Source organism: Amphritea atlantica, assembly GCF_900111095.1.
Classification (GTDB): domain Bacteria; phylum Pseudomonadota; class Gammaproteobacteria; order Pseudomonadales; family Balneatricaceae; genus Amphritea; species Amphritea atlantica.
The window spans coordinates 1-22,002 of the sequence record NZ_FOGB01000018.1; the positions used below are offsets into that span (position 1 = coordinate 1).

Annotated in this window: 18 protein-coding genes; 2 read left to right on the plus strand and 16 right to left on the minus strand. The window is 49.7% G+C overall.

Translation table 11 applies throughout. From position 1 onward, the window contains the following. Positions 1 to 491: 491 nt before the first annotated feature. The 6 genes from clpB to rluD all read right to left on the minus strand — a co-directional run bounded on the left by clpB (position 492) and on the right by rluD (position 7,348). On the minus strand, positions 492 to 3,068 hold the full coding sequence (clpB, locus tag BMY09_RS19795; protein ID WP_091361733.1) for an ATP-dependent chaperone ClpB: 2,577 nt from the start codon (positions 3,066 to 3,068) through the stop codon (positions 492 to 494). A 137-nt stretch (positions 3,069 to 3,205) separates the two neighbouring features. Then, the gene (locus BMY09_RS19800) at positions 3,206 to 3,370 is read right to left on the minus strand and encodes a FeoB-associated Cys-rich membrane protein (protein WP_091361735.1); all 165 of its coding nucleotides are present in this window, start codon (positions 3,368 to 3,370) and stop codon (positions 3,206 to 3,208) included. Between the two features lie 16 nt (positions 3,371 to 3,386). Next, a complete protein-coding gene (gene feoB / locus BMY09_RS19805; RefSeq protein ID WP_091361737.1) occupies positions 3,387 to 5,342 on the minus strand; it encodes a ferrous iron transport protein B in 1,956 nt (651 codons plus the stop codon). Then, positions 5,342 to 5,569, minus strand: a complete 228-nt coding sequence (locus tag BMY09_RS19810; RefSeq protein WP_091361739.1) for a FeoA family protein — start codon at positions 5,567 to 5,569, stop codon at positions 5,342 to 5,344. Before BMY09_RS19810 ends, feoB begins: the two co-directional genes overlap by 1 nt. 85 nt (positions 5,570 to 5,654) lie before the next feature. After that, on the minus strand, positions 5,655 to 6,383 hold the full coding sequence (pgeF, locus tag BMY09_RS19815) for a peptidoglycan editing factor PgeF (RefSeq protein ID WP_091361742.1): 729 nt from the start codon (positions 6,381 to 6,383) through the stop codon (positions 5,655 to 5,657). Continuing rightward, positions 6,380 to 7,348 carry a 23S rRNA pseudouridine(1911/1915/1917) synthase RluD gene (gene rluD, locus BMY09_RS19820; protein ID WP_091361744.1) on the minus strand — a complete coding sequence of 323 codons (969 nt, stop codon included), beginning with the start codon at positions 7,346 to 7,348 and terminating at the stop codon, positions 6,380 to 6,382. Before rluD ends, pgeF begins: the two co-directional genes overlap by 4 nt. 186 nt (positions 7,349 to 7,534) lie before the next feature. On the opposite strand from rluD, the gene BMY09_RS19825 reads away from it, so the two are divergent. Both BMY09_RS19825 and nadE read left to right on the plus strand, forming a co-directional pair. Continuing rightward, complete coding sequence (locus tag BMY09_RS19825) at positions 7,535 to 8,464, plus strand: outer membrane protein assembly factor BamD (RefSeq protein WP_091361745.1); 930 nt, start codon at positions 7,535 to 7,537, stop codon at positions 8,462 to 8,464. A gap of 161 nt (positions 8,465 to 8,625) precedes the next feature. Then, positions 8,626 to 9,459, plus strand: coding sequence for an ammonia-dependent NAD(+) synthetase (gene nadE, locus BMY09_RS19830; protein ID WP_091361746.1), 834 nt, complete (start codon positions 8,626 to 8,628; stop codon positions 9,457 to 9,459). A gap of 62 nt (positions 9,460 to 9,521) precedes the next feature. Here the strand turns inward: nadE and thiO are convergent, their stop codons facing one another. The 10 genes from thiO to BMY09_RS19880 form a co-directional block, all read right to left on the minus strand. Continuing rightward, the gene (gene thiO, locus BMY09_RS19835; protein WP_091361748.1) at positions 9,522 to 10,613 is read right to left on the minus strand and encodes a glycine oxidase ThiO; all 1,092 of its coding nucleotides are present in this window, start codon (positions 10,611 to 10,613) and stop codon (positions 9,522 to 9,524) included. Positions 10,614 to 10,718: 105 nt separating this feature from the next. Beyond that, entirely contained in the window at positions 10,719 to 11,123 is a 405-nt protein-coding gene (locus tag BMY09_RS19840) for a type IV pilin protein (RefSeq protein ID WP_275991312.1), read from the minus strand. Beyond that, positions 11,120 to 15,646, minus strand: coding sequence for a pilus assembly protein (locus BMY09_RS19845; RefSeq protein ID WP_091361750.1), 4,527 nt, complete (start codon positions 15,644 to 15,646; stop codon positions 11,120 to 11,122). Before BMY09_RS19845 ends, BMY09_RS19840 begins: the two co-directional genes overlap by 4 nt. Positions 15,647 to 15,675: 29 nt before the next feature. Next, positions 15,676 to 16,107 carry a pilus assembly PilX family protein gene (locus tag BMY09_RS19850; protein ID WP_217647478.1) on the minus strand — a complete coding sequence of 144 codons (432 nt, stop codon included), beginning with the start codon at positions 16,105 to 16,107 and terminating at the stop codon, positions 15,676 to 15,678. Then, the gene (locus BMY09_RS19855) at positions 16,104 to 17,084 is read right to left on the minus strand and encodes a PilW family protein (protein ID WP_091361751.1); all 981 of its coding nucleotides are present in this window, start codon (positions 17,082 to 17,084) and stop codon (positions 16,104 to 16,106) included. Before BMY09_RS19855 ends, BMY09_RS19850 begins: the two co-directional genes overlap by 4 nt. Positions 17,085 to 17,087: 3 nt before the next feature. Beyond that, a complete protein-coding gene (gene pilV / locus BMY09_RS19860; protein WP_091361753.1) occupies positions 17,088 to 17,525 on the minus strand; it encodes a type IV pilus modification protein PilV in 438 nt (145 codons plus the stop codon). A gap of 2 nt (positions 17,526 to 17,527) precedes the next feature. Further along, positions 17,528 to 18,022, minus strand: coding sequence for a GspH/FimT family pseudopilin (locus BMY09_RS19865; protein WP_275991314.1), 495 nt, complete (start codon positions 18,020 to 18,022; stop codon positions 17,528 to 17,530). 227 nt (positions 18,023 to 18,249) lie between these two features. Beyond that, positions 18,250 to 18,738, minus strand: a complete 489-nt coding sequence (locus BMY09_RS19870) for a GspH/FimT family pseudopilin (protein WP_091361757.1) — start codon at positions 18,736 to 18,738, stop codon at positions 18,250 to 18,252. 20 nt (positions 18,739 to 18,758) lie between these two features. Then, on the minus strand, positions 18,759 to 19,187 hold the full coding sequence (locus BMY09_RS19875; RefSeq protein WP_091361759.1) for a type IV pilin protein: 429 nt from the start codon (positions 19,185 to 19,187) through the stop codon (positions 18,759 to 18,761). Beyond that, entirely contained in the window at positions 19,187 to 21,982 is a 2,796-nt protein-coding gene (locus tag BMY09_RS19880; protein WP_139203226.1) for a PilC/PilY family type IV pilus protein, read from the minus strand. The genes BMY09_RS19875 and BMY09_RS19880 overlap by 1 nt, the downstream gene beginning before the upstream one ends. Between the last annotated feature and the right edge of the window lie 20 nt (positions 21,983 to 22,002).

Genomic DNA, 22,002 nt, shown 5'->3' on the forward strand with positions numbered 1-22,002 from the left:
TGTTTGAGAATTTTAACTAAATTTTCAAACCGCCTGATCCACTTCCTGTTTTGTTTATCGCCACCTGAAAAACCGTGTAAACACTGATTTATCAAGGCGTTAAACTCAACAGCCTCACCTGTTTCAGAGACCGTTTCCGGTGGCTGTCTCAAGCGAGGAAGCGCATTCTACATTCTGGGGCAGAGGAGTCAACAGGGGATGCGAAAAAAGTTTCAATTTGATGAACAGTATTGGAGTTTTTAACAGCAAGTGGCTAGAACGCGGCTGCGCCGCTGCTAGACGCTTCGCTTGCTAGTGGTTAGCAGAGCCTTCTTTATCAGTGTTGTGAAAACCCACTTCGTACGCGCGTCCGTAGAATAAAATCTCTTAAACCTTAAACATAAAACCGCCTCGCGGCGGTTTTTATGTTTTGTCTTTGCTTTTTCTAGCAGGAAACGCAGTTTCCGTTCTCGCCACTAGCAAGCGACGAAGTCTCGTCTAGCCACTGCTCTTCACCGAAACGTAAACTTCCCGGCTTCGACATCTACTCCGATTATTGATCCTGGGAGATATTTACCCGCTAGTAGCTCCTGCGCTAAGGGGTTTTCTATCCATTGCTGGATTGCCCGCTTCAGTGGTCGTGCGCCATAGATCGGCTCGAAACCAACATCGACCAGTTTATCCATCGCAGTGGATGTCAGCGTCAACGTCAGTTCACGTTCAGTCAGACGCTTACGGAGACGGTTAAGCTGAATCTCTGCGATACCTCTGACCTGCTCTTTACGCAAACTATGGAAGACCACCACTTCATCAATACGATTGATCACCTCTGGACGGAAGTGATTGCCCACAACCTCCATCACTGATGCTTTCATCAGTTCATAATCCTCATCATCACTAAAGTTCTGAATCAGATCAGAGCCCAGATTGGACGTCATGACCACTATCGTGTTGCGGAAATCGACTGTGCGTCCCTGACCATCAGTCAGTCGGCCATCTTCCAGTACCTGCAGAAGGATATTGAATACATCGGGATGCGCTTTCTCCACCTCATCCAGCAGCAATACAGAATAAGGCTTACGACGAACCGCTTCCGTCAGATAACCACCTTCCTCATAACCCACATATCCGGGAGGCGCGCCGATCAACCGGGCGACGGAGTGTTTCTCCATAAACTCAGACATATCGATCCGCACCATCGCCTCTTCGGTATCGAAGAGGAAGCCCGCCAGCGCTTTACATAACTCGGTCTTACCGACGCCGGTAGGTCCCAGGAAAAGGAACGAGCCATTAGGCCGGTTGGGATCGGCCAACCCAGCACGGGATCGACGCACCGCATTGGACACCGCCAACACCGCCTCGTGCTGACCGATCACCTGCTTATGCAGGGCATCTTCCATACGCAGCAATTTGTCCCGCTCACCTTCGAGCATTTTTGATACAGGAATACCGGTCCATTTAGACACAACTTCCGCCACTTCCTCTTCACCAACCCGGTTACGCAGTAACTGATTCTGCTGAGGCTGATCTTCAACATCCGCGGCAGCCTGTAACTGCTTCTCCAGCTCTGGAATGACGCCATACTGCAGTTCGGACATACGACTCAGGTCACCCGAGCGGGTTGCCTGTTCCAGTTCGGTACGCGCATGATCAAGTTTTTCTTTAATCTGCTGCGACCCCTGCAACATAACTTTCTCTGCTTTCCAGATCTCTTCAAGGTCAGAGAACTCTTTCTCCACTGATTCGATATTGGTTTGCAGTTCTTCCAAACGCTTTATCGCAGCCTGATCTTTCTCTTTCTTCAGCGCTTCACGCTCCATTTTCAGCTGAATCAGGCGGCGCTCCAGCCGGTCCATACTTTCAGGTTTGGAATCGATCTCCATACGAATCCGGCTACCGGCTTCATCGATCAGATCGATCGCTTTATCCGGCAACTGACGGTCGGTGATATAACGCTGTGACAGTTTGGCTGCAGCGATAATGGCTGAGTCGGTAATATCCACACCATGATGGATCTCATAACGCTCTTTCAATCCACGCAGGATAGCAATGGTGTCCTCTTCGCTGGGCTCATCCACCAGAACTTTCTGGAAACGGCGCTCAAGCGCGGCATCTTTTTCGACGTATTTACGATATTCATCCAGGGTGGTAGCACCGACACAGTGAAGCTCACCACGGGCAAGCGCGGGCTTGAGCATGTTTCCGGCATCCATTGAGCCTTCACCTTTGCCCGCACCCACCATAGTATGCAGCTCATCAATAAAGAGGATCACCTGACCTTCCTGCTTGGCCAGCTCATTGAGCACCCCTTTCAGGCGCTCTTCAAACTCTCCGCGAAACTTAGCACCCGCAATCAGAGCTCCCATATCAAGGGAGAGAACCTTTTTATTCTTCAACCCCTCTGGTACTTCACCGTTAATAATGCGCTGCGCCAGCCCCTCAACAATCGCAGTTTTACCTACACCGGGCTCACCGATCAATACCGGATTGTTTTTAGTCCGGCGCTGTAACACCTGAATGGTACGGCGGATCTCATCATCACGGCCAATCACCGGGTCCAGTTTGCCCGATTCAGCGCGCTCAGTCAGATCAATGGTAAACTTATCCAGCGCCTGACGGCTTTCCTCCGCATTAGGGTCATTCACGCCATCTCCTCCACGCATCTGAGTAATCGCCTGTTCCAACTGCGGTTTAGTAACACCTGCGTCTTTAAGGAGTTTGCCTACGCCGCTTTTATCATCCAGCATCGCCAGTACAAACAGCTCACTGGCGATATACTGATCGCCACGCTGCTGCGCCAGCTTATCGGTAAGATTAAAAAGTTTGCCCATGTTCGGCGAGAAACGCAGCTCGCCATCATGGTTTGCCACCTGCGGCAGATCGTTGAAAAGCTGCTGTACCGATGAGCGTAACTGATTCACATTAGCGCCAGACTGAGACAACAGAGGTCTGACCGAGCCCCCCTGCTGATCCAGCAACGCCAATAACAGGTGCACCGGTTCGATATAGTTGTGATCTTTGCCAACAGCAAGGGACTGAGCATCCCCCAGGGCTGATTGTAATTTGCTGGTAAAACGTTCGGGTTGCATGATCCCCTCCTGATCTGTTTAACCCTGCCGGTTTTGAGCTTTCATTAAAGCGGACGGCGGGTTGCTTGATTCATACTACCTATAAGTATGGGTAGATCGGGCGGATTTCAAGGCTATATCAGCATTTGCTTATGTATTTATCGTGACTTAGAGGAAGACCGGTCATTCACACCACAACCAGAGCAGTTGCTGCACCCTCCACCACTGCACTTTTTATTAAAGGTGCGGTAGAGATAGCGACAGAACCACAGAACCACAAGGGCTACAACCGCCACCAGCACTATCCAGTCAAACACAGTCATAGATTCACCTTAGACACTATATCCACAGAGAGGCCAGGGTATAGACCAGCCAGGCACCGATCCAGGCCAACACCAACCCCATCATGACCGATACACCTGCCCAGCGCCAACTGCCAGTTTCTCTGCGAATGGTTGCGATAGTTGCGAGACAGGGCATATACAGCAGGGTAAAGACCATCAGCGCCAAACCGGATGCCGGAGCCAGGGCGCTACCCAGAGCCGCCTGCAATCCGGCCATGTCATTCATATCGGTTTGATAAACAACCACCAGCGATGCGGCAATCACCTCTTTAGCAATAAATCCGGAAAGCAGGGCGACCGTTTCCTGCCAGCCAAACCCCATCGGAGCAAACAAGGGCGCAACAAAGTGACCCAGTTGCTCCAGCCATGGCGTACCTTGCTGCGGAAAACTCTGCAGCAGCCAGATAAGGATTGAACCGACCAGAATAACGCCACCAATTTTGCGCAGGAAATCACCAGCCTTGTCCCACACATGCAGCAGCATTGAACGAGGAGAGGGAAACCGCCAGGGCGGCAACTCCATAATAAACGCCTCATCATGTTGCTCAGGAATCGTCCGGGCCAGCAGTGCAGCAATGGCAAACGCCACCAGAACTCCCAACATGTATAAGCCAAACAGCACAGTACCTGCATGCTCGGTAAAAAAGATTCCCGCCAACAGCACATACACCGGCAAGCGGGCAGAACAACTCATAAACGGGTTGATCAGAATCGTGATCAGCCTTGCCCGGGGCTCTTCGATGGTTCGCGCTGACATGATGGCAGGCACGTTACAGCCAAACCCCATCACCAGCGGTACAAATGCTTTGCCATGCAGACCAACTTTGCTCATCAGATTATCAGTGAGGAACGCAGCCCGGGCCATATAGCCACTCTGCTCCAACAAGGCGATGAAAAAGAATAGCAGAACCACATTCGGCAGGAACACCAACACCCCGCCGACACCAGCAATCAATCCTTCCACCAAGAGATTTTTCAGTAACGACTCTGGCATGAAAGCGCCGACCTGCTGCCCAATCCAACTGACACCCGCATCGATCCAGTCAGCGGGATAGCTGCCCAGCGTAAAGGTGGCTTCAAACATCACCCATAGCAACAGAATAAAAACCGGAATACCCAACCAGCGGTTAAGCGCAATACTGTCGAGCCAGTGATCGGCTGCAGACTGATCCTGATGCTCACTGCTGCTCTTATGCAGCAGACCATGGATATAGCCGTAGCGACCTTCAGCAACCATCTCAGCAGGAGACTCGTCATGTCGGCTGGCAAGCTGAGCCAGCGCCCTGTGCCCTTCTTCTCTCTGGTCATCACTAAGCAGCGCCACTCCCTCGCCCGCAGACTCCAGCCACCTGACAGATTGCCAACGGGTCAGTCCCGCATGTTCCAGAGAGGTGATAGCCTGCTCCAGATGAGGCTCATAGTTAATCAGTAACGGCTCTGCCTGCTGATCCACATTCTCCAGCAGCATATCCATCAACGCAGAGATATGGCTATTACTCCGTCCATCGCTGCCAATCACTGGCTTAGCTAAACCAAGACTCAGCTCGCTCAGATCAACACTATCACCCTGTTTTTCCAGCTCATCCAACATATTCAGCGCAATGACTACCGGCAACCCCTGCTCCAGAAGCTGGCTGGTCAGGGCAAGATTCCGGGCCAGATTATTGGCATCGACAACATTCAGAATCAGATCCGGAGGGGTCTCTATCAGATAATCACGGGCCACCATCTCCTCAACCCGGCTGTTCGCCAGCGAGTAAATACCCGGCAGATCGATAAAGTGAAAATCAACGCCGCACCACGTTTTATGGCCTTCCCGACTGGTGACTGTTACTCCGGCCATATTCCCGGTACGCTGTCGCGCTCCGGTTAGCTGATTAAAGAGAGAGGTTTTGCCACAATTCGGATTACCAATCAGGGCAACATTGTATGAGGAACGGGTATCGGACATCAGGATTGCAACTCCACCTCGATATAACCCGCTTCAGCACTGCGCAGGCAGATCTGTTGTTTACCAATGAAGTATATTCGCGGATTACCCAGCAAAGAGGTGGCTGAAACTGAAACCTGCAACCCTTTCAGAACGCCCAGGGCAACAAGTCGCTGACGCAGAGGCTCAGGGCCTGCGATTGCTTTAATTCTTGCCTGCTGACGGGCTTTCAGTTGGGTAAGTGTCATCGAACACCTCAAAAGTTAATGAGAACCATTATTATATGGTAATCAAAATCAATCAAGTGGACCCGGTGGATTTTATTGACACAGATCAATTTATCCAGATCACACTCGCCATCCGTCCAGTCACACCATCGCGACGATAGGAGTAAAAAAGATCAGATTGAGTGAAGGTACAATACTCCCCCCCGAAGACGTTCTGTACCCCTGCCTGTTTAAGGCGCAACCGGGCAAGCAGATAGATATCAGCCAGCCATTTTCCAGGTCGTTGCGTGGCAACAAAAGCACTCTCGGCGGCAGGCATCACATCGCAGAACTGCTGTTTGACCTCATCCCCCACTTCAAACGCCAGGGGACCGATAGCAGGTCCAAACCAGACTAACACCTCAGAGGGATCAGGAAACACTGCCAGGGTCTGTTCCAGCACGCCACCCAACAGCCCACGCCAACCGGCATGCGCTATCGCAACACGCCCCCCCTGTTTATCGGTAAAGAAAACCGGAAGACAGTCCGCAGTCATGACCACACAGGGCTGCCCCGACTCATCGGACCAGCATGCATCTGCTTCAATCACCAGTCCATTATGGCAGGCTTTAACCAGCGTGGTGCCATGCACCTGAGAAAGCCATTGCGGCTGTTTTAAAAACTTACAATGCTCAGCCAGCAGTTGCCGGTTCGCACTGACCAGATGCGGAGCATCACCCACATGATCCCCCAGATTTAAAGAGCCATAAACATCTTTACTGCAGCCACCCAACCGGGTAGTGGTAAACGCCCTGATATGCTCAGGCGCTAACCAATCGGCAGTAATCAGTTTCACTCTTCGCTCTCCTGTTGCGCGGCATCGCGTTTAAGGCTATTAAGCAGGCTCTGCAAATCATCCGGCAGGTCCACTTCCCAGGCCATCAATTCACCGCTGACCGGATGAAACAGTTCTAATCGTTTGGCATGCAATGCCTGACGATTAAAGCCCTTTAATTTTTCCAGCAGTTGCGGACTGACCCCTTTTGGCAAACGGAACCGCCCTCCGTAGAGCTGATCGCCTACCAGGGGATAATTAATATAGGACATATGCACGCGAATCTGATGCGTCCGGCCAGTCTCAAGCTTCAAACGGATATGGGTGTGTGCACGGAACCGTTTCAACACCCGATAGTGAGTAATCGCTTCCTTACCCATACCCACCACAGCCATCTTTTGACGGTTGCGTGAATGGCGACCTAATGGTTCTTCAACGGTCCCCCCCCCAGTCATAACGCCACCGACAACCGCCTCATATTCACGCCCCATGGAACGGTCCTGCAGCTGTGAAACCAGTTCAGTCTGTGCCTGGATGGTTTTGGCAACCACCATCAGTCCGGTCGTATCCATATCCAGCCGGTGAACAATACCCGCCCGCGGCACCTGTGCGATTGCCGGATAGTAATGCAGCAACCCGTTGAGCAGGGTATCTTCCCAGTGACCCGCAGCGGGATGCACTACCAGCCCCGCAGGTTTATTGATAATGATGATATCGTCATCTTCAAAGATGATATTCAGCGGCATCTCGACCGCTTTGTACTGATCAATGACATCCAGTTCAGCAGCGATCACCAGCAACTCGCCCCCCAGCAGCTTATCCCGGGGCCGCTTAACCTCACCATCGACAGTCAGTTGACCATCCTTAATCCAGCCCTGCAGCCGTGAACGGGAATAATCGGGGAAAAGTTCGGCAACGGCCTGATCTAATCGCTTGCCGATCAGATCATCGGACACTGTTGCATTAAGTTGAACCTTCTCAGTCATGATTTATCTAAGTCTCGGAAAAATTAAGAAAATATAAGCTTTATCGCAAGGAAAACGCAGAGACGCTTTGGCTTGCCATCCGGTTATGGTTAAATAGGCCGAATTAATTTTGCACAGTATACCCGAAACAAACAGTAGCCGCTGTTAACTAACGGGAAACTCTCACTTATAGCAGGATAAATGTTTATGCGCCTGGCAAAGTTGCTCGCAATTGTTTCGATCACTCTGATTGCATCTGGCTGTTCATGGTTTGGTGGTGACGAAAAAGAGGCTCCGGATGTACCTGAACAGCAACTCTATCAGGAAGCCCTGGACATGCTTGAAAGCGCCAACTATGTTGCTGCAATTGAAAAGCTGCAACTGCTGGAAGCTCGCTATCCATTCGGGCGATTCTCTGATCAGGCACAACTGGAACTGATCTACGCCTATCACAAAAATTATGAGTCTGAAGCCGCACGGGCGACCGCTGATCGCTTTATCCGACTCAATCCAAACCATGAAAATCTGGACTACGCACTCTACCTGAAAGGTCTGACTGCGTTCGAAAAAGACCGCACTTTCTTCGAGAAGTATCTGCCAATCGATGAAACCCAGCGTGATCCGGGCAGTGCACTGGAATCATTCCAGAGTTTCCAGCAACTGGTCTCCCGCTTCCCCAACAGCCAGTACGCACCCGATGCACAAAAACGGATGACCTATCTGAAAAACCGCCTGGCAACCTACGAGATGCATGTAGCCCGTTACTACGTTAAACGTGAAGCCTGGGTTGCAGCCGCCAACCGGGGGCGTTATGTCGTTGAAAACTACCAGCAAACGCCTGCCGTACCGGATGCACTTTCAGTGATGGTGCTGGCTTATAATGAGCTGGGCATGACCGATCTGGCCGCCGATTCACAAGCAGTACTGGATGCGAACTTTCCCGGCTATCAGTCCAATATTCAACTGGCGAAAAAAGAATCGCTGCTGAGCACCGCTACATTTGGCCTGCTGGGAAGCAATGACTCTCCCCGTCCGGTTCAGACCGCTAAACCGGACCAGCCAGAAACAAAAGAACGCTCATGGTTCAGCCGGCTGACTTTCGGCATCTTTGACAACGAAGCAGAGAGCGACAAATAACTGCACCAACTCTGATCAGGGCGCCAATTGGCGCCTTTTTTCTCTCTGCTTGCGCCCGATCATAGTGCAAACATTCCGCGTTACAGAAAAGCACTTCACAGCCTCCCGGACTTTCCCTTAGAATGAATAGCAGACAACGTTACAAACCACGAGAGTTAACCATGGACAGAGCTTCAATTGTTGCTGCGATGCGGGTCCAGCCGCAGATTGATACCGCTACCGAGATTCAACGGCGCATAGATTTCATTAAAAAGACCCTGCTGGCCAGTGGCTGTAAGCATCTGGTTCTGGGAATCAGTGGCGGTGTAGACTCAACCACCTGCGGTCGTCTGGCGCAGCTGTCCGTTGAGCAACTTAACCGTGAAGCAGGCCATGAGAACTATCGGTTTATCGCCGTGCGACTGCCCTACCATACCCAGCAGGATGAAGCAGACGCCCAGACCTCTGTAGCTTTCATCTCCCCTTCAGCCTGTGTCACAGCAAACGTTCAGCCGGGCGCTGATGGTGTCCACTCAGCCACCCTCAGCGCCATGGAAGCAGCCGGGCTTGATGCAGGTAGTCCGGCCCACATCGACTTTACCAAAGGCAATGTCAAAGCCCGCATCCGTATGGCGATTCAGTACGAGATTGCTGGCCTGCTGGGCGGGCTGGTTCTGGGGACCGATCACTCCGCGGAAAACATCACCGGCTTTTACACCAAGTATGGGGACGGCGCTTGCGATCTGGCGCCTCTGTTTGGCCTGAGCAAACGCCAGGTCAGAGCGGTAGCAGCGGCACTGGGGGCCCCGGAGCAACTGATTCATAAAACGCCGACCGCCGATCTGGAATGTGATACACCACAACTGGCGGACGAGGTGGCTCTAGGATTAACCTACGATCAGATTGATGACTTTCTCGAGGGTAAGCCAGTCACCCCTGAAGTCGAAGATAAGCTGATTGGAATCTACAGCCGTACCCAGCATAAACGACAGCCTATTCCAACGATCTACAACTGATCTTTAACATTCAAAAAGGCCTCATATGAGGCCTTTTCTATAGCTAAATTTTCACATCAGCGCTATACCCGTCCGAACAGCTCATAGGGCAGCGGATCAATGACCGGTTGACGCTTCAGCAAAATATCGGCCAACAAGCGGGTTGATGCTGGTGCCAGCACCAAACCATTCCGGAAATGCCCGGCGTTCAGGTAGAGATTGTCATATCCAGGCACTGCGCCAATGTAGGGAACACCTTCAGGCGAGCCCGGGCGCAATCCAGCCCAATGGTGTTCCAGTTCATATTTTTCAAGCTCTGGACAGATCTGCAACGCAGTCTGATACAGCGACGCTTTCGCTTCTTCGGTGGTCTGTTTATCAAAACCCACCCGCTCCAGCGTACTGCCCACCAGAATACGGCCATCATTTCGGGGGATCAGATAGCGCCCCTGCATCAGCACCACCCGGTTGATCAGCCCCACGGGCGCCTTGAACAGCATCATCTGCCCTTTTACCGGCTCAACCGGGAGCTCCACCTCCAGAGGCGCAAGCAGCTCACTGCTCCAGGCTCCTGCGGCGATAATCACCTGATCGCCTTGTAACACCCGATCGGCCAGACGCACCCCGGTGACCGCATAGTTTTCTATGCTCAGCCCCTCTACCCGTCCCTGCTCAATCAGGTTGATATTCGGGGTGATCTCCATACTGCGACGTAACGAACGGCCTAAACGTGGATTACGGATACTGGCCACTTCCGGCATCCACAGTGCAGAGTCTAATCCGGGCGCGAGGCTGGGTTCTTTCTGGTAGATAAAATCAGCTCCGACCTGCTCCATCGGTTTCTGATACCGCCGCCCCCAGGCCAGCGCATCATCCGCATCATCCACCCCAACCATAAACATCCCTTTCAGGCGCAACTCCGGATCCAGCCCGGTCTCTTCCAACAGTTGTTGCGCCAAATGGATATAACTGGTTTGCGACCAGGTCGCCAACGCCGTCACAGGATCAGAATAACGCCAGGGGTAAAGCGGTGAAACGATCCCACCTCCGGCCCAGGAAGCTTCCTGTGCACAGTTATTCATATCCACCAGCGTGACCTCAGCACCCGACTGCGCCAGCTCTCTGGCGGTCAGCATCCCGATCACGCCTGCTCCAATTATCAGGTAGTCAGACATAGTTGAGCCTTATGGTTGGTACAAAGAGGGTTGAGTATATAAAAAAACGCGCCAGGGGCGCGTTTTTTTTAGACAAATGCTGATTTATTGCAAGAAAACAGCGGGTTACCAACAATCATCAACAGGATCACCAGTCGTGCCTTTTTGCCCAGTATGGGTGATTGTCATGTTGCCACAGCGATCCCCCACCATACCATTTATTGGCGCAGCCTGAAGTGTATAGGTCGTCGCCGTAGACGCGGGTACTGATAAGTCATAAAACTTAGGAGTACCATCTTTTGGCGATTGCGTATAGGGCAAAACCGCCCCGGTATAGGACCCATTTTCCGTATAATACCTTTCCAGTGACTGAGCTAACGAAAGCAAACTCCCTTGCGCATCAACACGTCGACTCTGCGCCACCTGCTCCTGATAGCTGGGGTAGGCTATTGCGGAAATAATGCCGATAATAGCGACAACAATCATCAGCTCGATTAGGGTAAATCCCCGCTGGTACTTCATCTGATTCATCTGATCTCTCTCCAGCCTTTGCGGCCCTGCTCAAAACCAGAATTCAATAACATTTGAACAGGCTCTGTTCCAGCGCTCTCCGTTACATACAGATTATCAGGCTTACCACCCACTCCGGTTACAACACTATCTGAGATATTGGAAAATCCACCATCCCCCTGATTAATCATAACCCCGCTACCAGGCGCCACATAAGCTGTATTACCACCACTCGCAGGCACTGTTACTTTATCAGAATCATTGATAGCTGCATCACCATTAAAATCAAAACTTGAGTAGCCAAATCGAGATCCTGACTCCAAGTCCAGAGCCATAATCCAGCTACTTCCGCCAAAACTACAAGGATCAGCAGAAGGGATTTTTGTGGCAAAGAGAACCTGTGATCCATACAATACGGGAGAAGTATTAACCAGCTCCCCAAGAGCCCCAGGGCCTCCTTGCGTTGTTGACCACTCCAGATCTAAATACCAACCTTTATCTGTCCCTCCCAAGGAGTTATTACTCGTTACTCTTACGCCATTTGTCCCCACATTCCCCTCGTAAACAATCTCTTGTTTCAATAAGTTCGAACGATCGCTTATGGCCACCCCGATATCCCTTACACCATACAGAGTCTGCACCTGAGGTGAAGCCGCCACTTCATTATCACCACTCAGGTAGTAACTACCGGTACCAAACAACACCATATGGCGTCCCCGGCTATCATAGGTAGTCCTTATCGCGCCTGTAATCGGTTGACGCACGCCAGATGCGTCTTTGGCAACAAAGAACGGCAACGGAGTCGTACCACTAAGCAAGGCTGTTGGTGGAGCCCAGTTGCCAGAAGTAGCACCTTTAATATCAAACCTCCATAAATTCCCCAATGTATCTCCAACAATAATCCGATCAGCAATACGGTCCTGGTTGAGATCTATTACTGCGGGCTCTCCCAAGCCCCCCGTTGTAGGCACAACCAGTTCCCTGATGATCGAACCATCTGCAACATTTAAAATCCAGATATACCCCTGCGATGCCCCATGAACAAAACCACTGCTTATAACAACTCCAAACTTTCCATTAGGCAAAGCTGTTATGGTTGGCTGTTGAATCAAAGAGCCCATGTCTTTATGTTTAAATTCCCAGAGAATATCTTCTTTCGTCATACTTTCAGGGTTGCTGATATCCAACAATGAAACACCTGCTCCACCAGCTCCAGGTGTGACAGCCACAACAGTTTTCCAACCTGATGAAACGCCTGTCGGCACATCTGCAGGAGCAAACCATGCATCAGAGACCCGGGGCTCACCATCAACATAATAACGATGACCATAATTCGGATCGGTCAGCTCGTACAGATTACCGAATACACCAGAAGGTACGTAGGCAAACAGCTCCTTTCCTCCATTATTTGCTGTCGAGGAATCCGCGGTAGCATCAAACGCGTGCAGCATCCCATCATTTGCACCCACTATAAGAATAGGAGGCTTATTTACATAGTCAGAGGAAGACCGATAAGTTTTATAAGCCGTTTTTACAGCCGTACCGAATGATGTCCCTAATCGGCTATAGCCAAAGTTACTCTTGTTGGATACATATTGAGGAGATGAATTCACTATATCGCCAAGCCGACTACCGCGACGCCTGAATGGTTTAGAGCTATTTGTAAGTGTTTGCTCAAGTGCCCGGCTACCTCGTAAATAATCCAGCCTCTGTTGTGCAACAGCTTCTGTCGTTGGGGCACCACTTGCAGGTGTTGAACGTAGCATCAATTTCTGTTCAGCGGACAAGTCACTCCAGATAAAGTCAGCGCCACTGCTATTCAGTGTAATACCCGTCAGAACGTCCTCCGCAGCATATGTGCTGGTGAAAATATTACGGCTGGTCATATCAGCATCCGTAAGCGCATCCAGAATCGATGCAGCGCTCCAAAGCTCAACAAGTGATGGAGCGCCATTAGAATCAACCTCTCGGGCAACAAGATCACCTGACCATAAACTCGAATCCATCAGGGCATTAAATAGCGCTGTATCCGTATCCAATCTCGAACTATTAGCCGTCAAGGCAGCAGCAGACCCCTTAACCGATGCAGAAATAGAGGCAAACGCATCAGTTAAACCATCCACCATCTTGCGGGCATCGCCTGCTGTATAAAAGTTATCCGTTCTTTTGTAGTCACTGCCAGACTCATCGGGGTTTAATATATCTGTATTGGTGTACCACCACCATTCAGGTAACGGGTCCGTACGCAGATAAGGATCTCCCAAACTCTGATCGTCGCACTCTGTACCTGTCGGAGTGTAACTGGCCAGGGAACAACTTGGATGTTTACGTACTACAAACCCACCATACTTAGCAGTCAACCAGAACTGGTTATTTCTTAAGTTACGAAGATACTGGTTTTCAAGCACATCAACCCAGTAGGTTTGCACTGTTTGCGTACCGGCAAAGTCTACCGGGCGGATATCCATGGTATTTGCATCGTATGCCAGACCCGCCATAAAAGCGGAGTTGTTCCGTCCAGAATAGCTGCTGGCCCCGGTATCAATGGAAATACCTTCCAGTGCTGCAATCTTATCTGTGGCTGTCCTCACATTCACCGAGAGATCAGTGGACACCTCCGTAGGCTTTGTTGGCTCATCTGTTCCACTGGTATTTCCTGGAAGGTTCTTATCCCGGTGAGTATTCACATCACCAATACCCAGTACAACATTCTTCTGGCAGGCGTACTGAATAGGATCATTCCAGCTTCGAATCACTGGGAAATTATCAACCCATTTTGCAATTTCAGTATTCCCAGGGGAGGAGTTATGCGCCGGTGACTTGGTGTAGTATTCGTCGACGTTACCCTGATGCTTATAATATCTCAGGGCGGTGTAATAGAGTTCGCTAACCGGATCGTAGCTTTTAAAGTTGTTATTATTTAGTTGTCCAAACTTATTCAGGTAGTTTATGACGCCACTATCAGAAACCGTTGTACCATAATAGGATGCTGTATCCGACGCATCAGTTGGGTCTGGATTACGCTCCAGAATACCGGTAGAAGGATCCCACTCCATATTCGAATTGGCAATCTCACCGGCAGATGGATCCAGCTGTATGGGTCCAACAAACTTCTGACGAGCTCTTAAAACGCCCCCATCCCGACGGTAGTTGGAATCGTTCAGATAACCAAAAATACTGTACCTGATATTATCCGCATAGCGTTGAATCAACCCTTCCGGTTTCCAGCCACTGTCATACTGTTTACAGTTAGCTTCAACGCCAATGCTAGGGTCACACACTTTTATCCGAACAGATGTGCCAAAGGTATTAGTTGAAATCGGATCATAGGCGATAGTTCCGCCGCCTGAATATGAAGCCACACGTAATTTATCAACATAGTACTCATGGCCACCATGAACATAGAGACGGTTAAAGGTGTTATAAGAGGTATCTGCACTGGTTGTCTGAACAGACGCCAACTCTGTACCACCGTTATCGTACACCGTCAGTTTGAATTTATCGCCTGGCACACTTTCAAATACAAAACGGTACCACTGATCGGTTGGCCGGGTCCATGAGGCAGTTTCCATATTACTGGCTGAACCACCGTTTCGCTTCTCAATCTTGATAGTGCCCGCAGAAATATTAATACCATATCCATTGGCACTATTGTCAGACAACGCCAGCCGGTCAGACTGACCATTCTGAGTGCCTACTGTTGGACGATAGATCCAGCCTTCAAACACAAAGTTATCGTAGTTGGCTGATGATGAAAGATCTTTATAACCACCATGAGGGTCATTATTATTGATCTTTTTCAGTGAATATCCGCCAGACTCAAACGATTCAGTTGAGCTACGGATCACGGCTCCACTGGAATAATCGCTCCAGCCCGAGCTAAAATCGGTATCATTCAGTAACTCGGAGAAAGACGCAGCACCAGTAGTATTGCTAAAACCATGCCCTGAGGGCAGGGTAAACTGCATCTTATTGCCTAGCCCACCAATTTTTGTTTCGAAAGAGGATGTTGAGAAAGGCGTCGCATTGTTAACAACTGTAGAACCACTGATACTGCGTACATCAAAATAGTTGTTCTGACCACTATGCCGGGCTTTTTCCAGCCAGGTCTCTGTCGCTGTATCTTTAACCCGGTAACCACCGGTCAGTGCCCAGCGAAACGGATCAATCGTCTGTGTAGTAGCCCAGTTTAAAAAATTACCGCTCCAGACATCACCTGGGCATTTATAATTAGTATTGATACTAACAGGATAGAAGTGCCGCTCAGCTTCATCAGCATCATACTGATAGCGATAACATTTTTTTGGATCAAAGTAACCGATACTTTCACTATCTTCATCATAACTGCCAATATTCGCTGCGCTTAAAACTGTCGGCCACTCAACCGAGGGAACCAGAGCAAGGTTACCCGGAACATTCCCCTGTCCCAGAAACAGAGGTGTTTGCGCAACTGTGGAGGCTAGCGAGGAGGAAGAAACGGTTCCCGCAATAGAAATAAATACCAATGCCAACCAATATCTGGATGCTGATTCTAGATCTTTCATTATTAGTCCTCCGTAGCCCACTGAATAACCTAATCTTTGACTACGTAAATTGATTCTAACTGGACATCTGATTGATCAGAAAGCCCATTTGAAGACGCGGTAACTCTGATAACCACGCCCAGCTTGGCAGCAGGTAAAGTGGTGGTATTTTCAAGTATTCTAACCAATGTAGCAGTCCAGTTGGCATCGCCATAAGAACCACTGACTGAGTCACCAATATATTCTAAAGTTCCGTTATCGTAGCTATCATAAGCACTATTCTCGCCCTCTCTTAATGCTGCCTCAGCAGCATTAAATGCAACTGAACGGTCACGGAGATTTCCTGACATTTTTTCCTGCAGGGTTGTGCCCTGCATTGAGCTGACGCCAATCAACGTCAGTATCAATACGAAGATAAGCGCAATAATAAGAACGGCACCCTGCTCCCTGTTTTTAGGCATCATTAATCGCTTATTGATCATTCCAATCGATTCCTCAGCGCTACCGTTGCAGAAAAGTCCTGACTAATATTGTCCTCTGTCACAGATACTGTCACCCTAACTGCGACCACATCACCCCAATCACCAATACCATCAGCATCCGCAGAGTAATCCAGTGCCGGACCTGCTCCAGATACCACAGCATAATTTATTGTCAGGCCAGTAACCCCCTCAACCAGTACGTTATCATCACCACCTCCAGCCGTACCGTTATCGGAAACACCATTGTCATAGCTAATAAAGCGTAACGCGGTTGGTGTAGATTGCCCTTGCCCCACGTAATAAAGCGTGCTGGACAACAAAGATATATCAGTATAATCATCAGCTTTATAGGGCCTTCCAAGACCTTGAGCCGCTACGGACACATTACCAATTTTTGCAGCAGCCGTTTCAGAGCCTCGTTTCAGGTCAGCAGTGTTATTTGCCGCTGTATTCTGAAAAAGATCACAGGTTTCACCATTAGAAATAATCAGAATGGCTCCCGGTTCTTCCCCACCAACGGTCGGAAAAGTCTCATCATCCACTTCGAGGTCCATATTCAATTCAGCGGACGCCTCTCTTACAGCATGTTTGATAACGACAATATCTGTACCGGCCGTATAACCAATTAAATCGTTTTCAAAAAACTTTCCGGTGGCATCAGTCCAGCCTTTTATCGGAGCGTTCAGATCAAAGACATCTGCTTCATAGTCAGCATCGGCCGTGTCAATAAGGTTCTGCACCTTAACAAAACAATTCCCTTTATAACCTACATTACGCAGATCTTCAGTCAGAATCTCTAGTGCAAAGCGACCATCTTCCTGTACACGGGAGAGAGATTCATTACTGTTAAAGCTTGCTGAGCTGCCTATAAACACAGCCAGGACGCCACCGATAATAAACAGCCCCAGAACCAGAGCGATCATTAACTCGATTAAGCTAAAGCCCTTTTCTCGCTTTTTCAGTAACAGAGTCGACATTAATTAAAACTCCATATTATAAATAAAACTGGTGTCACCATTGTCGGCTTCATTCTCAGCCCGAATCCGGGCGCGATTATCGTTCCATTTAATTGTAATAGTCGCTGTTCTGTTAGGTTTATCCAAAACTAGCGTGCCCACAGCCCCAGAGACTAATTTAGCCGCAACATCAGCATCCCATAAAGCCCGATCTCCTCCCTGGCCATCATCATAATCGCCAGCCAAGGCGGAATCAGGTGCTGCTCGTATTCTGTCAGCCAGATCATAGGCCAGAAAAGTGGCCTGGGATCTATAATAGGCCCCCTGATTACTCTTCAGCGCCATAGTCTGAAGGGCAGCAACCGATAACAATCCTATCGATATAACTACAACAGCGATCAACACCTCTATTAGAGTTGTCCCACTCTCACCCTGGCGCCCTCTATCGTTATAGCACGGCATGATCAACACCCACCCTCTTGAACAATGGCCCGTCCACTGACGTTAACTGATAGGCAGCGACTATCATTATTATTTTGTATCTCAATACTTCCATTAGTCGTAGCCCGACCAGAGCTATTGAATACAAAGCCATTCGTCGCACCGGAAACAACAAGATCAACCGCCCCCCACTCCCGGATAACCTCTACATCGGCAATCGTTTCTAAATCCGCTCCAGTCTGCGCAACCACAACCCAACCATTACTCCAGTCAGAATCAAAATCACAGGCAGTAAACCCCGCGTTAGCACGACAAATAGCTGCGTTTTCTCTTCGGGTAAGTGCTACCGAACGAGCCAACTGGGTTGCCGTGTTCAAATCATGGGCAACTGACCGAAGCCGGTTTGACTCAATAACCGCATTAAAACTGGGAATACCGATGCCCAGCAGAATACCCAGCACGACCAGTGCCACCATCAACTCAATCAGTGTAAATCCGCGCTGCTTTACAATACGCAAAAAGACCACCCCACCCATTCATCATTGAATATTGAATAGAATTATAGAAGCAAATCCATTTGCACTCTGTATTGACTATATTTTAGTCACTCCTGCAACTATCCATACGCAAGAACTACCCAAAACAGTTACTTTAAGTCAAACAGTTGTAAGAAAAGGATAAGATTAAACCAAATCAGCAGGCTCTGTAACTGATTTGAATCTTATTTTTAGGAAATCAGCTGGAATCAGCCGTTTCTGATGCGCCCCATACCGGAAACAACAAGTGTTTTTGTTTCTTCAGAAACGGTCATGGCGAAAGTTCCATTATCTCCGGTTGTGCCTTTAGCCGTCAGCTTTATCTGGAAACAGTTCTTTTTATATTCAATAACCACCCCTTCAGGAAACTCATTCTGAAGTAACTTGGTATCTTTGAGTGGATCATAACTGTTATCACCATCCAGATCGTGATAACTGACTACTCCGTCACTCCAGTTATTACCACAACCGCCTGTAGCAATATCTAAAGGACAGAGAAACACGGGACGTTGCTGGGTAACTGCCTCGTAACGGGCCTGACTATAGCTGTCTTTTAACAGCTGTACCGTCGTATCGAGCTTTTGAGATGATACGAACCCCGCCAGAGAGGGCACTCCCACGGTCAGCAAAATCGCCAATACACTTAATGCCACCAACAGTTCGATCAGCGTCACACCCGTTTCTGTTTCATAACTCATAACTCCATCTCTCCCTAGGGTTACCAGCACTCCTGTGCTCCCGCAGTGCCCGTTGCCGTTTTCTGCCCCTGCCGGTCAATGCCTAGCTGACCACACTGGTCTGAAACCTGAGAACCCAGAGGAACCGCTTGCAAACTATACAGGGTAACATCGCCCTGAAACCGGTAACGGGTAGCCATATCTCCATCTGATGCACAATCGGAGGTCAGCAGATCATCCCGGCCATCGCCATCCGCATCACCCCATCCGCTGTACGTCAGATCCGCTGCATATTGCCGCTCGAGCTGTTGCGTCATATTCAACAAACAAAGCCTCGCTGACTCACGCCAGCTGTCCTGGATATGCTGCAGATAGGAGGGGTATGCAACGGCAGCTAGCAAACCGATAATTGCGACGGTGATCATCAGCTCAATCAACGAGAATCCCTGGTTATCCGATTTCAGCTTCATCAGTCACGCTCCTCCAGATAGCGCCAACTGGATCGGCCCGTTGCGTTGGGGTCACGCTGACGCTTATCCGGGTCACCCGGTTTATCAGGGTCACTGTCATCACCTGTACTGATGATCTGATCCTCAATGCCATCCGTCAGAATTAACGGACCATTGCCATTACCCTGCTGCTGACCTGATGCGTTCACCTTATCGCCATTTGCATCGGTGACCTTATCATCGTCGTCATACTGGCCATCCCGATTATTATCAACGGTGACATAGGAGAAGCGACTACCTGAGCTTTTATCCAGCTCCATGGTCCAGCCATTTCCGCCCGCCTTACAGGGATCAGAGGTATAAGTCCGGGTTGAGAGCAAGACACGACGATCTCTTATGCCGGGAGGGTTAAGCACGCGCTCACCCAGCTGCAGCCAGCCCCCGTTACCATCGGGTGTTTTCAAATCGATAAACCAGCCGGCCTGACTGCCGGTTAAACGGTTGTTGGTTGTCAGGCGCAGGTTGCGGGTCACACCATTAAAGTCATGACTACCCTGATAATAGATCGACTGTTCCAGTAACTGTGACCGACTCCCCGTGATCGCTGAGCCGCTATCGATCACACCATAGAAACTCTGCACGCCCATATCTGATTTATCTGCTATTTCAAAATCTTTGCCGGTACCAAAGAAAACCATATTATGTCCGTAGACATCTTCTGACACCGCCAGTCGTGAGGTAATCGGCTGAATATCGCCAGCAGCACATGGAGTGCTGAGGGTTGAGCCCTTATTTGAGCTTCGACAAGCCTGAAACAGCTTATAGTCCAGCTTCCAGTTGGCCGGGTTACTATCAGACAGATCAAACTTCCAGATATTACCATACAGGTCACCGCCATAAATCACGTTTACCGTAGCGCCATCATCACTGACGGGGGATAGCGTGGACATACCATTAGGTCTGTTCAGTCCTGCCGGTGCCTCATCTAAGCCTGTATTGGTGGAGAGCTTAATCACTGTCTGACCCGTTGCAAGATCAACCAGATAGATTACTGCATCCCCGGTTAAACTCTGATGATCATCTGCTTCGGTACTGTTATAACCATTGCCAAACACCACATACCAGTTGCCATCTTTCAGTCTGGCTATCGCCGGGCGGGCATAACTATACCCCATATCGACATCATCACTGTCGTCAAACTCCCAGCGGAAAACCTTCGCAGCCTCCGTTTCGCTAAAATCATCAGGGTCGGTAACATCCAGCACATAGACCCCTTGACCGCCCCCGTTGAGACCACCGGCAAGCATGGTGTGCCATTGATTGTTGATATATACGTCCTGTACTGTCGGGGTGCCATCGACATAATACTGATGCTGATAGTCAGTGTTAGACAACAGTGAAAGTTTTGGTAACAGAACAGAGGGAATATACGCCAGCAACTCCTCACCATCTGAGGCCCGAAAGCCGTGCAACATGCCATCATTAGCTCCGACATAGATCATCGGCTCGCGATCTGCATATGTCTTTTTAAACGCCCGATAGGAGGAGGAACTGTTAAAATTCTGCGGTGGGCCGACATAGATCGGATTCGAGTGAATAATATCCCCCAACTGACTCTGACGAGCACGAAAATCGCTTACGCTTTCGCCACGTATATAGTCCACCTGTGAGGAGTCATTATTAAATAACAGCGTTTTTTCTTCACTAGTAAAACTGTTCCAGCGAAATCCGATGCCGGTTGAGCCCCTGTTAGTGATGACCATCCGACTATTAGCAGAGGGAATACCAGACGAAGCACTCCACACCGGGACATCACTGACCTCAAGAAGCCCGGTCTGAGCGTTGATGGCTGTACTGAAAGCCGACAGTTCACCGCTCCAGCCACCCGTATTGTAGCTGGCCTGATAGATATTCAGGCCGCTGGTAATATAACCACTGTTGGCGCTCAGCTGTGTATCGCTGAACACTTTTCGACTGATATCAGCAAACACCTTTTGAAGAGACGTCAGCAGTTCAGCCTCATTACCTGCCGTAAAGTAGTCTCCATGCCCTTTCACAGCAGCATCATTAAGCATGGGAAAGTTAATATCAAAACCGATGGTATAGGTGTACATATTCTGCATACCGGCCTGATCACTCATATCGGTGTCCCAGGCGAATTTTGCCAGGTCATCCAGGTAGTACCATTTTTCAGTACTGGCTAAGCTAGTCCTGCCCCACCGGTCTCTCGTGAACTTTCTGTCATCATCGCTGGTATCCCAGTTCGGCAGATTGCTACCGGCGTCAGCGTCGTTGAGTTGACTAAAGTTACCATCTTTGGTCGGTTCGCCATCGGTAATGACAATCGTAAAATTCTTCTGACACTGACTGGTAATCGGCGAGGAGTAACGACTGCCGGTGTGCGAAAAGTGCCCCTTCATTCCCCTGAAGTAACGGGTTACCTCATAATATGCTTCAGACATCGGGGTCCAGTTATCTGCACCATAGCCATCAAGGGTTGTTAGCAGGTCGGCCTTTTTGCTGCCACAAACCTGGTCGATTTTACCCCCCTCTTCGTAGTTAAAGCTTGCCAGCCCCAACTGCATTCCGGAGCCCGATTCGATCACCGCCCGGGCAGCCGATTTGGCCTGATCGATTTTTTTCTTTCCTCGGCGCTGTCCCGCAGGAGGATCATCCATACTGCCGGAAGTGTCCATCAGAATCATGACATTCGGCTCAGCAGTTTCCGCGGCCCCAATCGGTATTGGGCTGATGGTATATTCAGCCGACAACACCGACCTACTGACAAAAACGACAAGACAGACTAGTTTGAACATCCCTGTTTTTTTCACTTTTA